We start from the raw sequence: 14,622 nt of genomic DNA, 5'->3' as shown, positions 1-14,622 counted from the left end.
TTTTTACCGACCACGTGGTCCGGATGCCCCTCGAGCGGGCAAATCGCGGTACCTTCGGGTCGTGCTTTCGGCCAGTATCCCCAGCCCTGACCCGGTGTGGTCCCAGTTCAGCGTGGGCCCACTCACCATCCACACCTACGCCCTGTGTCTGCTGGCCGGCATCGCCGCCGCCGCATACATCACAGATCGCCGCCTCCGCGCGCGGGGGGCCGAGCCAGGGCTCGCCCTCGACATCGCGATGTGGGCGGTGCCGATCGGCATCGTCGGCGCCCGGATCTACCACGTGCTCACCCACCTCGGTGACTTCACCGGCCCCGGCGTCGACCCGTGGGCCTGGGTGCGGATCTGGGAGGGCGGCAACGCGCTGTTCGGCTCCCTGCTCGGCGGGGCGGTCGGTGTCTGGATCGGCTGCCGGCTGACCGGCCTGCGGTTCGGCTCGTTCGCCGACGCGCTCGCTCCCGGCCTGCTCGCCGCCCAAGCGATCGGGCGGCTGGGGAACTACGTGAACCAGGAGCTGTTCGGCCTGCCGACCACGTTGCCCTGGGGCCTGGAGATCCGGGCCGACGCGCCGATGTTCCCCAGCTGGGCGGACCCCGGCACGCTGTTCCACCCGCTGTTCCTGTACGAGATGATCTGGAACCTGATCGGGATCGCCCTGCTGCTCGCCATCGAGCGGCGCGTGGTCCGCCGGAACGCAGCCATCCTGGCCGACGGCGGTACGCCTGGAGCAGGGCTGCGCTGGGGCCGCATGTTCGGCCTCTACCTGATCTGGTACGGGCTCGGCCGCAGCTGGCTCGAGGCCATCCGCATCGACCCGACGAGCGATGCGCCGCTGGGCGTCCCCGCGAACATCTGGACGTCGGGGGCCGCGATCGTGCTCGGCATCGTGATCGTCGTGGTGCAGGGTCGACGGCACCCGGAGCCCGAGCCGTCGGTGTACCAGCCGGGGCGCGAGCCGGTGGACGAGGACGCCGAGGCGACCGACGGCAAGCCTGCCGACGCCAAGCCCACCGACGGCACGGACCGCAAGCCTGCCGGGACGGCGACCGAAGCAGACGCGGGCACCGACGCCGACGTGCCGACCGAAGCCGAAACGGGTACCGAAGCCGAAACGGGTACCGACGCCGAGAGCGCAGCCTCGACCGGTTCGGCCGACAGCAAGTAGACCCGAGTCGTCAGCCGGCTCGTCAGCCGAGTCGTCGTGCGGGGGGCTGTGGAGGTGCGTGTGCGCACCCTCACAGCCCCTCGGCTTGTTCACCCGGGCAACCGCCACGCAGGATGTGGTCATGCCACACCAGCCGCCGGGGGACACCCCTGCCCCCGACCGGACCGCACGGCGTGCCTGGTGGCCGGTCGCCGCCGTCCTGCTGGCCGTGGCCTGGGGCGGCAACGAGTTCACACCGCTGCTCGTGATGTACCGCGAGCAGGGGAACATGAGCGACGTGACGGTCGATGCCCTCCTGGCCGCCTACGTCTTCGGCATCGTCCCGGCGCTGCTGCTGGGTGGTCCGCTCTCCGACCGGTACGGCCGCCGTCCGCTGCTGCTGCCCGCGGCGCCGATCGGGGCGCTCGGTTCGCTGGTGCTCGCCGTCGACCCGATGAGCCCGCTGCTGCTCGCCGTCGGCCGCGTGCTGTGCGGGGTCGCGCTCGGGCTGGCGATGGCCGTCGGCAGCACCTGGGTCACGGAGCTCAGCGCCCGGGCGGGCGAGCGGGGCGCCGGGCCGCGGCGCGGCTCGCTCTCGCTGACCGTCGGGTTCCTGGTCGGCGCGGGTTTCGCGGCGATGCTCGCGCAGTTCGGCCCGTGGCCCACGCACCTGTCGTACGTCCTGCACGCCGCCGGAGCCCTGGCCGCGGGCGCGTGGTTGCTGCGCGTGCCGGAGACCAACCCGGTGCTGCGCCGGGGCGACCGTGCGCGGCTGCGCGACGACCTGCGGATCACCGCCGTCCGGCACCCGCGGTTCCTGCGGGTGGTCCTGCCGCTCGCGCCCTGGGTGTTCGGCTGTGGCGGCAGCGCCTACGCGGTGCTGCCCGCGCTGCTCTCCGACCACGCGGGTGACCTCCCGATCGCCTTCGCCGGCATCCTGACCGTGCTCTCGCTCGGGTGCGGCATCGGCATCCAGGTGCTGGCCCGGCGCATCGACACCCCGGCATCGGCCCGCGCGTCGGTCGTGGCGCTGAGCATCGTCGCGCTCGGGATGGGGCTGGCGGCCTGGGCCTCGGTCACGCCGTCCCTGCCGCTCGGTGTGGTCGCCGGCGTGGTGCTGGGTATCGGGTACGGGCTCGGCCTCGTGGCCGGGCTCAGCGAGGTCGCGCGCATCGCGGGACCTGGACAGCTCGCCGGTCTGACCGCCGTCTTCTACTCGCTGACCTATCTTGGCTTCTTCGCGCCGATGGTGCTGGCGTGGCTGCACAGCACCTGGTCCTACGGCGCGATGTTCGGCTTCGGGGCGGTGGCGGCCGTGCTGTCGATGACGCTCGTGGCGCTGTCGTCGCGGACGGCGCTGCCACGGCCTGGCGGTGGCCCGGACACGGCTTAGCCCGACCAGCGCGGGCCGAGCCCTGCACGACAGCGGCGCCCGTGCACCGGCCAGCAGTGCACGGGCGCCGCGTCAGCGACGGATGGTCGTCACTCCACCCCGAGCGCCGCCACGGGTGAGGTGCGGGCAGCGGCCCGCGCCGGGAGCACCGAGGCGAGGAGCCCGGCGACGAGCGCGATGACCACGACCACTGCGATGTCGGTCCACGGGACGGCGTACCGGACGTCGCCCATGAGGGACAGTGCGGTGGCGGCGCCGGCCCAGCCGAAGATCAGTCCGAGCACGATGCCGAGGATCGCGCCGACGCCGGCGATGAGGACGCCCTCGACGGCAAGCATGCCGCGCAGCTGCTTCTTGCTCAGGCCGATGGCCCGCAGGGTCGCCGACTCCCGGGTCCGCTCGATCACCGACAGGGACAGCGTGTTGGTCACGCCGATCAGGGCGATCACGACGGCGACGGCGAGCAGGCCCACCACGATGCCGAGGATGACGTCCACGACCTGGCCGAACTGCGCGGCCTCGGCCGCCGGCCCCATGACGAAGGCCTCGCCGTCGACCTGCGCGACGGCGTCCTGGACGTCGCCCAGCACGGCCGTGACGTCGGCGCCCGAGATCTTGGCCCAGATATCGGTCCACGTCTCCTCGTCGGTCACGCGGTCCAGGTCCGTGGTGGTGACGACCCGGTTGAGCGGGCCGGCACCCGTGATGACGACGTCCAGGTCGACCGAGCCGTTCCCACCGGAGAGAGCGACCTCGTCGCCCGCACCGACGGACATGGTGTCGGCCGTCTCCTGGGTCAGGAGGATCGAGCCCTCGGTGAGACGTTTCGCCTCCTCGGGCACGTTCACCACGGCGGCGAGGTCCTGGGGGTCGGTGCCCACGACGCTCGTGTCCTTCGCGCCGTCGAGCGTGACCGAGCCGTTGGTCACCAGGACGGTGGCCCCGACACCGTCGGTCCCGGCGAGGGCGTCGCGGAGGTCCTCGACATACTCGGGCGAGGACGACGACACGCTCACGTCGTAGGGATAGGTCTCGTCGAGGAGGTTGTCCGCGGACATGCGGGCGCTGGCGGCGCCGGTGGACATCATGGTGACGAGGGTGACGCCGATGAGCAGCGCGGTGGAGGTCGCGGCGGTGCGGCGCGGGTTGCGCAGCGTGTTGGCGACCGCAAGTCGGGAGGCCGGACCGGTGCGGCCGACGAGGGCGCCCAGGCCGGCCGCGACGCGGGGCAGCCAGAGCACCGCGCTCAGCACGACACCGAAGAACGCGACGGCACCGCCGCCGACGGCAGCGAGGAGGCCGAACTGAGGCGTGTCGTTCATCCCGAGGAAGACGCCGAGGCCGAGCAGCGCGAACCCGCCGACGAGGGCGAGGAGCGAGACGACGAGGCGGGTCCGCCCGGACCGGGCGCGCAGCGTCGGGGCGTCGGACGGCCGCAGCGCGGCCAGCGGCGCGACGCGGGTCGCCGAACGAGCCGGGGCGAGCGCGGCCAGGACGGTCACGACCGTGCCGACGACGAGCGGTAGCACTATCGACTGCCAGGTCAGCGCGATCGTCGCCGGGATCGGCACACCGAGGTCGAAGCTCGGTGCCACCAGCAGCGCGGCCTGGGCGAGCAGCGCACCCGTGAGGATGCCCACCGCGGAGGCGACGGCGCCGAGGATCGCGGCCTCCAGCAGGACGCTGCGGTAGAGCTGCCCGGTCCCTGCGCCGATGCAGCGCAGCAGGGCGAGGGCGCGGGTCCGCTGGGCGATGATCACCTGGAACGTGTTCGTGATGACCATGGCCGCGATGAGCAGCGCGATGGCGGCGAACGTCATGACGAACACGAGGAAGACGAGGTCCTGGCCCCCGGTCTTCTCAGCGGCCTTCGCGGCCGCGACCGCCTCGGTGGTCTGGACGGATACGCCCTCGACCCCGCTGGTGGCAGCCTGTACCGCCTGATCGAGGGCGGCCGGGACGGTGGTGCCGCTCAGCGGTTCGTCGAGCGCGACGAGGAGCTCGGTGACCTGTTCCTGGGAGTCCTCGGCCGCGCTCCAGGTCTGGAGCGCGGCAGCAGGGACCGCGGCGGCTCCACCGAAGGTGGTGTAGGCGCCGTAGGGGTCGTCGGCGAGGCCGGTCACGGTCAGGCTCTCGGTGATCTCCTCCGGTTCGCCGAGCTCTGCTTCCCGGTCCTCGGCCTGGCTGGTCGTCCAGCCCTCGGGGTAGATGGTCCGCTTGACGGACACCTCGTCACCCAGGCCTACCTCGAGGCGCTCGGCGAGCTCGGGCGTCAGCGCCACCTCGTCGGCGGCGGGCCAGGTGCCGTCGGTCAGCTCGAGCGGCGAGAGCCGCGGGTCCTCGGGGACGGGGGTGAACAGCTGGTAGCCGCCCTTGCCGCCGTTGCGCAGGTCGCCGTACCAGGCGGTGAGCGGCTGCACCGCCTCGACACCGTCGACGGCGGCGACGGCCTCGATGTCGGCATCCGCGAAGGTGCTCTCCCCGTCGTCCCCCGGGATGGACACGACGGCGTCGGCCTGTGCGTACTGGGCCGCGATCATGTCATGGGTGGTGCCCTGGATGACGCTGCCGGCGAGCAGCGTCACGGTGACGAACGCCGTGCTGATCAGGATGGCGACGCCGGCGGCGGTGAGCCGCCCGACGCTGCGGCGCATCTGCGCCAGGGTGAGGCGTGCGGTGGGGAAGGAACTGGCCATCACACACCCGTCCCGGGCGCGGTGGCGACGGACGGCTCGAGGGTGCGCAGGGCGTCGAGGCCGGCCATGGCGGACTCGGGGGTGGGGTCGCTGATGTCGCCGGCGATGCGGCCGTCGGCGATCAGGACGGCACGGTCGGCGTACGCCGCGGCCGACGGATCATGCGTGACCATGATGATCGTGCGGCCCAGCTCACGCACCGAGCGGCGCAGGAAGGACAGGACCTCGGCCCCGGAGCGGGAGTCGAGGTTGCCCGTGGGTTCGTCGGCGAACACGACGTCGGGCTGCGCGATCAGGGCGCGGGCGATCGCGACACGCTGCTGCTGCCCACCGGAGAGCTCTCCGGGGCGGTGCGTCAGCCGGCCCGCGAGCCCGAGGGTGTCGACCAGGGTGTCGAACCAGGCCTTGTCGGCGGTGCCGCCGGCGAGCTCGACGGGCAGGGTGATGTTCTGCTCGGCTGTGAACATCGGCAACAGGTTGAACTGCTGGAACACGAACCCGACCCGGTCGCGACGCAACCGGGTCAGGGCCTTGTCGTTCAGGCCGGTGATCTCGGTGGAACCGAGGAAGGCCTGTCCGCTGGTCGCGGAGTCCAGGCCCGCGAGGAGGTGCATCAGGGTCGACTTGCCGGACCCGGACGGGCCCATGATCGCCGTGAACCGGCCCTGCTCGAAGTCGACGTCCACACCGTCCAGCGCTCGTACGGTGGCCTCACCCTTGCCATACGTCTTCGTCAGGGAACGAGCGCGCACAGCGGGTGACGACGACCCCGGCGCGTAAACGGTGGTATCCATACCGCAGACGTTACGGACGACCGGTGCCGCACCGCGTCCTGCCCCGGGCTGGTCCTGCACCGCCGCCGTCATACCCAGGTCGTAGGGGCTGTTACGGACACCGGCCGTTACCGGCACCTCACCGGCGTCGCACGATCTTCGGCTCACCGATGGGTTCGGCCTCGCCTCGTGCCACGGCTTGGTCGTGGCTGGCCAGGGCGTCTTCGAGCAGCGTCACCAGCTGCGCTTCGTCGCGGACCAGCTGCGGGTACTTGGGGCCCAGCGCGATGATCTGGTCGCGCTCGCGGAGCAGAGCACCGAAGATGCGTTCGCGTTCGGCCGCGTCGGCGGTGTACTCGGTGTCCAGGTAGCTGGTCGCGTGCCGGCGTGCGTTCGAGATCGCGTTCTGCGCCCGCCCGCGCTTGCTGAACAGGGAGGCGAGCGTGGTGAGCACCAGGACCCCGAGAATCACCGTCAGGGACAGCCCCGTGCTGATCTCGACGACGGGCACCGGTTCTCCGTCGTTGATGAACGGGACGTTGTTCTCGTGCAGCGCGTGGAGGACGAGCTTCACGCCGATGAAGCCGAGGATCGCCGCGAGGCCGTAGGAGAGGTAGATCAACCGGTCCAGGAGGCCGTCGATGAGGAAGTAGAGCTGCCGCAGGCCCAGCAGCGAGAAGGCGGTCGCGGTGAAGACCAGGAAGACGTTCTGGGTGAGCCCGAAGATCGCTGGGATCGAGTCGAGGGCGAACAGGAGGTCGGTGCCGCCGATCGCGACCATCACCAGGAGCATCGGCGTCATCGTGCGCTTGCCGTCGATCACCGTGAACAGCTTGTCGCCGTCGTAGCTGTCGCTGGTGTGGAACACCTTGCGCGCCAGCCGCACGACGATGTTGTCGCCGGTGTGCGACTCCTCGCCCTCCGGCCGGAGCATGTTGCCGGCCGTGAGCAGCAGGATCAGCCCGAACAGGTAGAAGACCCAGGCGAAGGAGTTGATCAGCGCGGCGCCGAGGAAGATGAACCCGGTCCGGGCGATCAGCGCGAACACGATGCCGAACAGCAGCACCTTCTGCTGGTCCTCCCGCGGCACGCGGAAGGACGACATGATGATCAGGAACACGAACAGGTTGTCCACTGAGAGCGCCTTCTCGGTGACGTAACCGGCGAAGTACTCCGAACCCATCGTCGGGCCGCCGAAGACGAGAACGCCGAGACCGAACACGATCGCTATACCGACGTAGAGGCTCGACCAGAGCGCTGCCTCCCGCAGCGTGGGGACGTGTGCCTTGCGGACGTGAAATACGAAGTCGAAGACCAGCAGCGCCGCGATTCCGGCTATGGTCAGGGCCCAGATCCAGGTCGATATCATGCAGCCACCTTTCCGTCGGTCCAGTATCGCGGAAGGGTCGTCAGGCGGCCAGTGCGTCGATCTCCGCGGGGGACAGCACGTGGTCGATGGCCATGGCGCTCGCGCCCAGCACGCCCGCCCCGGCGCGCGCCCGCGAGGCGACGATGCGCAGGTGCTGCGTGGCCAGCGGCAGGGACCTGCGGTAGACGGCCTCGCGGATGCCGGCGATGAGGTGCTCCCCGGCATCGGCGACGACCCCGCCGATGACGATGACCGACGGGTTGAGCATGCTCACGCACGAGGCGAGGACGCCGCCGATGTCGCGGCCGGCCTGCCGGACGGCCTGGCTCGCCGCGACGCCCCTCGACCGGACCAGCGCGACGACACCGGCGCTGTCCAGGGCGTCGAGGCCCTGGGCGGAGAGCGCCGCCGCGACGGCCTGGCCGCTAGCCACCGCCTCGAGGCAGCCGGTGTTGCCGCACCGGCAGGGGACGTGGTCCGCGCCGGGGACCGCCATGTGCCCGACGTCGCCGGCAGCGCCCTGAGCGCCGCGGCGCAGCGCGCCGTCGGCGATGATGCCGGCGCCGATGCCGGTGGAGACCTTGACGAGCAGCAGGTCGGAGACCTGTGACCAGGCGGCCCGGTACTCACCGAGCGCCATGATGTTGACGTCGTTGTCGACCAGCACGGCCACCCCGAGCTCTGCGCCAAGGATGCCGGGGACGTCGACGTCGTCCCACCCCGGCATGATCGGCGGGTTGATGGGCCGGCCGGTCGAGTGCTCGACCGGTCCGGGCAGCCCGATGCCGATGCCCGCCAGGTCGCGGACGTCGCGGCCGGCGGCAGCGAGCAGGTCGCGTCCGGCGCGGGCCACCCAGGGCAGGACGACGTCGGGTCCAGCGGCGATCGACAGGGGCTCCTCGTGTGCCGCGAGCACGGTCGATGCGAGGTCGGTGACGGCGAGCCGGGCATGGTTGGCGCCGAGGTCGACGGCGAGGACCACCCGCGCGCCCGGGCGGAAGGCGAAGGTCGCCGGCCGCCGGCCGCCGGTGGAGCCGGCCGTCCCCGCCGGGGCGATCAGACCCGTGCTCAGGAGCGCGTCGATCCGGGTGGCGATCGTCGACCGGGACTGCCCGGTGATGGCGATCAGGTCCGCGCGCGTGCGCGGCTTGCCGTCGCGCAGCAGCTGGAAGAAGTCGCCGGTGCCCAGGGACAGGGGCGGCGTCCTCGAGGGGCCGTCGGTGAGCATGGGCAGCAGCCTCCGGGTGAATTTGCGATCGCGTATCGGCAAAAGATAGCCCATCTGCTTCGGGATCCACAGAAGCCGCGTAAGCGACATGCAACTTTTGGTTGACATCGGCCAAAAGGTCCCTACATTGGTGGTTATGCGAGCCGATGACGACGCGCACACTTCCTCACCCGACCCCGTCCTGCGCCTTCGTGGCGTCGGCAAGGAGTTCTTCGGCACCTCGGTGCTGCGAGAGATCGACCTGACCCTGTACCCCGGGCAGGTCCACGCCCTGGTGGGCGAGAACGGTGCGGGCAAGTCGACGCTGATGAAGATCATCGCCGGGGTGCACCGGCCGGACACGGGCACCATCGAGCTCGACGGCCCCGCCGTCACGTTCCCGACACCGCTCGACGCGCAGCGGGCGGGCGTCGCCACGGTCTTCCAGGAGTTCAACCTGCTGCCCGACCGGTCCGTCGCCGAGAACGTGTACCTCGGCCGCGAACCGCGCAGGCGCGGCCTGGTCGACCGCCGCCGCCTGCACGCCGACACCACCCGCCTCCTCGACGACCTTGGCCTCGCGGGCATCGCGTCCTGGACACGCGTCGGATCACTGTCCGTGGCGCAGCAGCAGGTCGTCGAGATCGTCAAGGCGGTCTCGTACGACGCCCGGATCATCTCGATGGACGAGCCGACGGCGGCGCTCGCCGACCAGGAGGTCGCACTCCTCTACGAGCTGGTCCGGCGGCTGCGGGACCGCGGCGTCGCGATCCTGTACGTCTCCCACCGCCTCCAGGAGATCTACGACCTGGCCGACACCATCACCGTGCTCAAGGACGGCAACCACGTGCTGACGGCACCGGCCGCCGAGGTCGGCCCGGACCGGCTGGTGCGCACCATGGTGGGGCGCGACTTCGCCGGCTTCTTCCCGGACAAGCCGGCCGATGCCGTGCCCGGCGAGGTGCGGCTGGCCCTGGCGGGAGCCGGCAACACGATGGTGGACGACATCGACCTCGAGGTGCGGGCCGGCGAGATCGTCGCCCTGGCCGGGCTGCAGGGGTCGGGCCGCACCGAGATCGCCCACGGCGTGTTCGGCATCGCCCCGTTCACCCGCGGCCGCATGACGGTCGACGGGCAGCCGGCCCAGGTGCGCACGCCGCGCCAGGGCGTCCGCCACCACCTGGCGCTGGTCACCGAGGACCGCAAGTCCGAGGGCCTGGCCCTCGGGCAGTCGGTCCTCGCGAACGCGCGGCTCGTGCTCGACGCCGTGCTGCCCCGGGCCTCGGACCGCCGGTCGCGACGGATCGCCGGCGTCCTGTCGTCGCTCGAGGTGGCCCCGAGCACGGTCGCGGCCGCCCAGGACACCGAGGTGCAGTACCTGTCCGGCGGCAACCAGCAGAAGGTGGTCCTCGCGAAGTGGCTCGTGACCGAGCCGCGGGTCATCGTGCTCGACGAGCCGACACGCGGCATCGACGTCGGTGCCAAGCGTGCCGTCTACGACCTCATGCGCACCCTGACCGCTGACGGGACCGCCGTGCTGCTCATCTCCTCAGAGCTGCCGGAGGTCGTCGCGATGGCCGACCGCATCCTCGTGGTGCGCGACGGACGGATCGCCGGCGAGCTGCCGGGCGGCAGCGACGAAGCGGCCATCATGGCCCTGGCGACGGGGGCGGCATGACCATTAGCACCGGGAGCACCGGCAGCAGCAGCACCGCCGGGACGAGCAGCACGGCAGGCACCCGACGCCGCTACCACCTCGGGTCCACCGAGATCGTCTACCTGGCCCTGATCGGCATCCTGCTGGTCGCCGGCGTCCTCGTGGCCGTCCAGGGCGGCAACCTCTTCGCCCAGCAGAACATCAGCTACATGCTCACGCAGACGAGCCTGCTGGGGTTCGTCGCCGTCGGGCAGACGCTGGTGGTCCTGTGCCGCTCGCTCGACCTGTCCGTCGGGTACGTCGTCGCGCTGTGCTCGCTGATCGGCGCCACGACGATGGCCGGCGACCCGTCCCGCGTCTGGCTCGGCGTCGTCGCGGCGCTCGCGGTGGCGGCCGCCGTCGGGCTCGTGAACGGTCTGCTCATCTCGGCGCTGCGGGTCAACGCGTTCATCGCGACGCTCGGCACGGGGCTGATCGTCAAGGGCTTCCTCGACACGCGGTTCAAGGGGCCGGAGGGCGAGGTGCCGCTCGCCTTCCAGACGTTCGGGTACACGCGCATCGGCCCGGTGCCCGTCTCGACGATCGTCATGCTGCTCGTCGCCGCTGCGGCCTTCGTGCTGCTCACCAGGACCCGGGCGGGGTACCACATGTTCGCCGTCGGGGGGAACCTCGACGTCGCTCGGCTCTCGGGCGTACGGACCGGCCGGGCCCTGGTGCTGGCCCATGTGCTGTGCTCCCTGTGCGCGGGCGTGGCGGGCCTGCTCATCGCTGCCCGGTTCGGCACGGGGAACGCGCTCGTCTACTCCTACGGCCTCGACCTCGACTCGATCGCCGCCGTGGTGCTGGGTGGCACGCTCCTGTTCGGCGGCCGTGGCTCGGTGGTCGGCACCGTCGGGGGCGTGGTGATCCTCGCGGTGCTCGACACCGCGTTCAACGTGCTCGACGTGAACCCGTTCTTCAAGGACGTGCTGCGCGGCGTGATCATCATCGCCGCCGTCGCCCTGTACGCACGACGTCAGATCGACCCGGCGAGCCGCCGCGTCCGGTTCGGCGCCAGAGGTTCCGTCCCACGAGGAAGCGACGCCGCATGACCCTGACCGCAGACACCTCGCCAGGGACCGCACGAGGGACCGCACGGCGGTGGCGCGAGCGCCTGCTGTCCGGCGGCAGCTGGACGGTGCTCGCGCTGCTCGTCGTGGTCCTCGCTGTCATCGTCGTCATCAACCCGTCGTTCGCGGAGCCGGTGTCCCTCATGGCGTTCGCCAAGAAGGCGGCTCCGCTGGTGGTCCTCGCCGTGGGGCAGTACTTCGTGATCGTCTCGGGCGAGTTCGACCTGTCGGTCGGCTCGCTCGTCGGCGCCCAGGTGGTCATCGCGGCGCGGCTCATCGACGGCGAGGAGGCGCTGACCTGGCCCGTGCTGGGACTGATGCTCGCCTTCGGGCTCCTGGTCGGGCTCGTCAACGGCCTGGTGACGACGCTGTTGCGGGTGCCGTCGTTCATCGCGACGCTCGGCATGATGCTGGTGCTGTTCGGCGCGATCCGGCTGTGGACCGGCGGCGCACCTACCGGCGCGCTGAGCGAGGGCTTCCGGGTGCTGGGCCGCAAGGGGTTCCCGGACGTCCCCGGGCAGTTCCAGGTGCCGTACGCGCTGCTGGTGGCGCTCGTCGTCGTCGGCCTCGCGGTGCTGGTGATGCGCCGTCCGTTCGGCCGGTCGCTGGTCGCCGCCGGCGACAACGACGTGGCCGCCACGTACAGCGGCGCCTCCGTGTGGTGGCTCCGCACGCGGGCGTTCCTGCTCTCCTCGTTCCTCGCCACGGTGGCGGCGGTGCTCATCGGCGGGTACGCCGGCGTGACCGCCCAGGTGGGCCAGGGGCTCGAGTTCATGGCGATCACCGCCGTCGTGCTGGGCGGCGTCGCCCTCGGTGGCGGCCGCGGGACCGTCGTCGCCGCCATGGTCGGCGCGCTCGCGCTCGAAGCCCTCTTCACGCTGTTCAACCAGCTCGCCCTGCCGTCGACCATCCGGCCCGCCGTGCAGGGCGTGATCATCATCGTCGCCGTCGCCTACGCGGCACGCCGACGACGCACCTGAGCTCGAAACCCAACGAACGACCCGCACTCATCAAGACCCGCACTCATCAAAGGGGATGGACATGCGACCGATCCGAGCACTGCTGGCGGGCACGGCAGCGGCAGGACTGCTCCTGCTGACGGCCTGCACGACCGACGCCCCGACCGAGGAGCTGCCGGCCGCCGAGACGAGCGCGGCCGAGGAGGCGCCGGCTGAGTCGGGGGCCGAGAGCGAGTGGTTCGTCCAGGCGGACTACGACAAGGAGCTCGCCCAGCGGGACATCGAGCCGGAGGGTCCGGCCGACGAGCCATGGCTCCAGGCCATCGAGCCCGAGTGGGTGGACACCGCTGACCTCGCGAGCGATGGCGGCGACAAGACCCTGTGCTTCTCCAACGCGTCGGTCTCCAACCCGTGGCGCGTGACCGGCTGGATCACCATGCAGCAGCAGGTCGAGGTGCTCCAGGAGGAGGGCGTGATCGGCGAGTTCCGGGTCTCCGACGCCGCCGACGACGACAACAAGCAGATCTCCGACATCCAGGCGTTCGTCGAGGCCGGCGACTGCGACGCGATCATCATCTCGCCGTCGACGACCGCGACGCTCACCCCGGCGGTCGAGGCCGCGTGTGAGAGCGGCACCCCGGTCATCGTGTTCGACCGCGGCGTGAACTCCGACTGCATGGCCACCTTCATCCACCCGATCGGCGGCTACGCCTACGGCGCGGTGGGCGCCGAGTTCCTCGTCGACAACCTGGAACCGGGCTCGACGGTCCTGGCGCTGCGCATCCTGCCCGGCGTCGACGTGCTGGAGCACCGGTGGGCCGCGGCGGACAAGGTCTTCTCGGAGTCCGACATCGACGTCGTCGGGGTGGAGTTCACCGGCGGCGACGGCGCCAAGATCAAGGACCTCGTGACCCAGTACCTGCAGCGCGGCGAGGTCGACGGCATCTGGATGGACGCGGGCGACGGAGCGGTCGCGGCCGTCGAGGCGTTCGAGGACGCCGGCCAGCCGTACCCGGTCTTCGTGGGCGAGGACGAGATGAGCTTCCTGCGCAAGTGGGACGAGACGGGGATGACGGCCATCGGCAACGTCTACTCGAACTTCCAGTGGCGCACGCCGGTCCTGGCCGCGCAGAAGATCTGGGCCGGCGAGGAGGTGCCCTCCGAGTGGGTGCTGCCCCAGGAGCCCGTCGACGACACGGACCTCGCGGAGTACCTCGACGCCAACGCGGACATGCCGTCCCTGCACTACGCGAAGTTCGGCGGCGAGGACCTGCCCGGGTACCCCGAAGCCTGGACGGACCGCTGAATGGTCGCCACGCCAAGGACCGTGCCCACGAGCACCGTGACCACCTGGCCCGTCGGCGTCAACACCTGGGTGTGGACGTCGCCGCTCACCGACCGTTCGCTCGCCGAGATCGCGCCACGGGTCGCTGGCTGGGGGTTCGACGTCCTGGAGCTTCCCGTGGAGCGCCTCGGCGACTGGGACCCGCGCCGCGCGGCCCAGGTCCTCGCCGACAACGGGCTCGCGGCGAGCGTGTCCCTCGTCATGGGCGAGGGCCGGGAGCTGGTCGCCGCCGACGCGCGCACCGTCGGCGCTACCCAGGACTACCTGCGGGCGGTGGTCGACGCCGCGCACACCGTGGGTGCCCGGGTGATCGGCGGCCCGGCGTACGCGTCGGTCGGGCGCACGTGGCGGACGACGCCGCAGGAGCGGGCCGACGCCGTCGCAGAGCTCGTCGAGAACCTGGCCCCCGTCGTCGAGCACGCGATCGACGCAGGCGTCGTCGTCGGGCTGGAACCGCTCAACCGCTACGAGACGAGCCTGATCAACACGGTGGACCAGGCGCTCGACGTCGTCGGCAGGCTGCCCGCCGAGGGGATCGGGCTGATGCTCGACGTCTACCACATGAACATCGAGGAGCGGGATCTGCCCGCCGCGGTGGTGCGCGCTGGGGCGCGCATCGCCGCGGTGCAGGTCTGCGGGAACGACCGCGGCGCGCCGGGCGGCGACAGCATCGACTGGCCGGCGCTGCTCGCCGCGCTCGAGCGGGCCGGCTACGCGGGTCCGCTGGTCATCGAGTCGTTCACCGGTCAGAACGCCACGATCGCCACCGCCGCCTCGATCTGGCGGCCGCTGGCCGCGAGCCAGGACGTCCTCGCGACCGAGGGCCTCGCCCACCTGAGAGGACTGATGCCAGCGACACAGGTCTGAGACCGCGCGCGTCCGAGGTCGGATGCGGCTGAGATCGGAAGCGCCCATCGCGCTCGGTGCCGGCACGCCGGGCTGGTCAACGAAACACGCTCCGCCGGGTGCC

At 71.5% G+C, this 14,622-nt stretch carries 11 protein-coding genes; 7 read left to right on the top strand and 4 right to left on the bottom strand.

Features of this window, described 5'->3' with window-relative positions; all coding sequences use genetic code 11:
* Positions 1-61 precede the first annotated feature (61 nt).
* On the top strand, positions 62-1,165 hold the full coding sequence (gene lgt / locus APR04_RS23345) for a prolipoprotein diacylglyceryl transferase (protein ID WP_253874957.1): 1,104 nt from the start codon (positions 62-64) through the stop codon (positions 1,163-1,165).
* A gap of 121 nt (positions 1,166-1,286) precedes the next feature.
* Complete coding sequence (locus tag APR04_RS23340) at positions 1,287-2,537, top strand: MFS transporter (RefSeq protein WP_253874955.1); 1,251 nt, start codon at positions 1,287-1,289, stop codon at positions 2,535-2,537.
* Positions 2,538-2,626: 89 nt separating this feature from the next.
* On the opposite strand, the gene APR04_RS23335 is transcribed toward APR04_RS23340, so the two are convergent.
* The 4 genes from APR04_RS23335 to APR04_RS23320 form a co-directional block, all read right to left on the bottom strand.
* The gene (locus APR04_RS23335; RefSeq protein WP_253874953.1) at positions 2,627-5,233 is read right to left on the bottom strand and encodes an FtsX-like permease family protein; all 2,607 of its coding nucleotides are present in this window, start codon (positions 5,231-5,233) and stop codon (positions 2,627-2,629) included.
* Positions 5,233-6,027 (bottom strand): ABC transporter ATP-binding protein, encoded by a 795-nt coding sequence (locus APR04_RS23330; RefSeq protein ID WP_253874951.1) that lies wholly within the window; start codon positions 6,025-6,027, stop codon positions 5,233-5,235. Before APR04_RS23330 ends, APR04_RS23335 begins: the two co-directional genes overlap by 1 nt.
* Positions 6,028-6,145: 118 nt before the next feature.
* Positions 6,146-7,375, bottom strand: a complete 1,230-nt coding sequence (locus APR04_RS23325) for a TerC family protein (protein WP_253874949.1) — start codon at positions 7,373-7,375, stop codon at positions 6,146-6,148.
* Positions 7,376-7,415: 40 nt separating this feature from the next.
* Positions 7,416-8,603: an ROK family protein gene (locus APR04_RS23320; RefSeq protein WP_253874947.1), complete on the bottom strand. Its 1,188-nt coding sequence runs from the start codon at positions 8,601-8,603 to the stop codon at positions 7,416-7,418.
* A gap of 136 nt (positions 8,604-8,739) precedes the next feature.
* Between APR04_RS23320 and APR04_RS23315 the strand changes: the two genes are divergently transcribed.
* The 5 genes from APR04_RS23315 to APR04_RS23295 are packed head-to-tail and all read left to right on the top strand — an operon-like array spanning position 8,740 to position 14,519.
* Complete coding sequence (locus APR04_RS23315) at positions 8,740-10,260, top strand: sugar ABC transporter ATP-binding protein (RefSeq protein WP_253874946.1); 1,521 nt, start codon at positions 8,740-8,742, stop codon at positions 10,258-10,260.
* The gene (locus APR04_RS23310; RefSeq protein WP_253874944.1) at positions 10,257-11,330 is read left to right on the top strand and encodes an ABC transporter permease; all 1,074 of its coding nucleotides are present in this window, start codon (positions 10,257-10,259) and stop codon (positions 11,328-11,330) included. Before APR04_RS23315 ends, APR04_RS23310 begins: the two co-directional genes overlap by 4 nt.
* A complete protein-coding gene (locus APR04_RS23305) occupies positions 11,327-12,328 on the top strand; it encodes an ABC transporter permease (protein WP_253874942.1) in 1,002 nt (333 codons plus the stop codon). Before APR04_RS23310 ends, APR04_RS23305 begins: the two co-directional genes overlap by 4 nt.
* Positions 12,329-12,383: 55 nt before the next feature.
* Positions 12,384-13,613 (top strand): substrate-binding domain-containing protein, encoded by a 1,230-nt coding sequence (locus APR04_RS23300; protein ID WP_372496160.1) that lies wholly within the window; start codon positions 12,384-12,386, stop codon positions 13,611-13,613.
* 21 nt (positions 13,614-13,634) lie between these two features.
* Complete coding sequence (locus tag APR04_RS23295; protein ID WP_253874938.1) at positions 13,635-14,519, top strand: sugar phosphate isomerase/epimerase family protein; 885 nt, start codon at positions 13,635-13,637, stop codon at positions 14,517-14,519.
* Positions 14,520-14,622 lie beyond the last annotated feature (103 nt).

The organism is Promicromonospora umidemergens (assembly GCF_024171995.1).
GTDB classification, from domain to species: Bacteria; Actinomycetota; Actinomycetes; order Actinomycetales; family Cellulomonadaceae; genus Promicromonospora; species Promicromonospora umidemergens.
This window is presented reverse-complemented; position numbering and strand designations above follow the sequence as displayed.

Bases quoted from the DNA above. Each gene is read 5' to 3' on its own strand.
- APR04_RS23340 (WP_253874955.1), top strand. From the start codon at position 1,287: ATGCCACACCAGCCGCCGGGGGACACCCCTGCCCCCGACCGGACCGCA.
- APR04_RS23335 (WP_253874953.1), bottom strand. From the start codon at position 5,233: ATGGCCAGTTCCTTCCCCACCGCACGCCTCACCCTGGCGCAGATGCGC.
- APR04_RS23330 (WP_253874951.1), bottom strand. From the start codon at position 6,027: ATGGATACCACCGTTTACGCGCCGGGGTCGTCGTCACCCGCTGTGCGC.
- APR04_RS23325 (WP_253874949.1), bottom strand. From the start codon at position 7,375: ATGATATCGACCTGGATCTGGGCCCTGACCATAGCCGGAATCGCGGCG.
- APR04_RS23320 (WP_253874947.1), bottom strand. From the start codon at position 8,603: ATGCTCACCGACGGCCCCTCGAGGACGCCGCCCCTGTCCCTGGGCACC.
- APR04_RS23315 (WP_253874946.1), top strand. From the start codon at position 8,740: ATGCGAGCCGATGACGACGCGCACACTTCCTCACCCGACCCCGTCCTG.
- APR04_RS23310 (WP_253874944.1), top strand. From the start codon at position 10,257: ATGACCATTAGCACCGGGAGCACCGGCAGCAGCAGCACCGCCGGGACG.
- APR04_RS23305 (WP_253874942.1), top strand. From the start codon at position 11,327: ATGACCCTGACCGCAGACACCTCGCCAGGGACCGCACGAGGGACCGCA.
- APR04_RS23300 (WP_372496160.1), top strand. From the start codon at position 12,384: ATGGACATGCGACCGATCCGAGCACTGCTGGCGGGCACGGCAGCGGCA.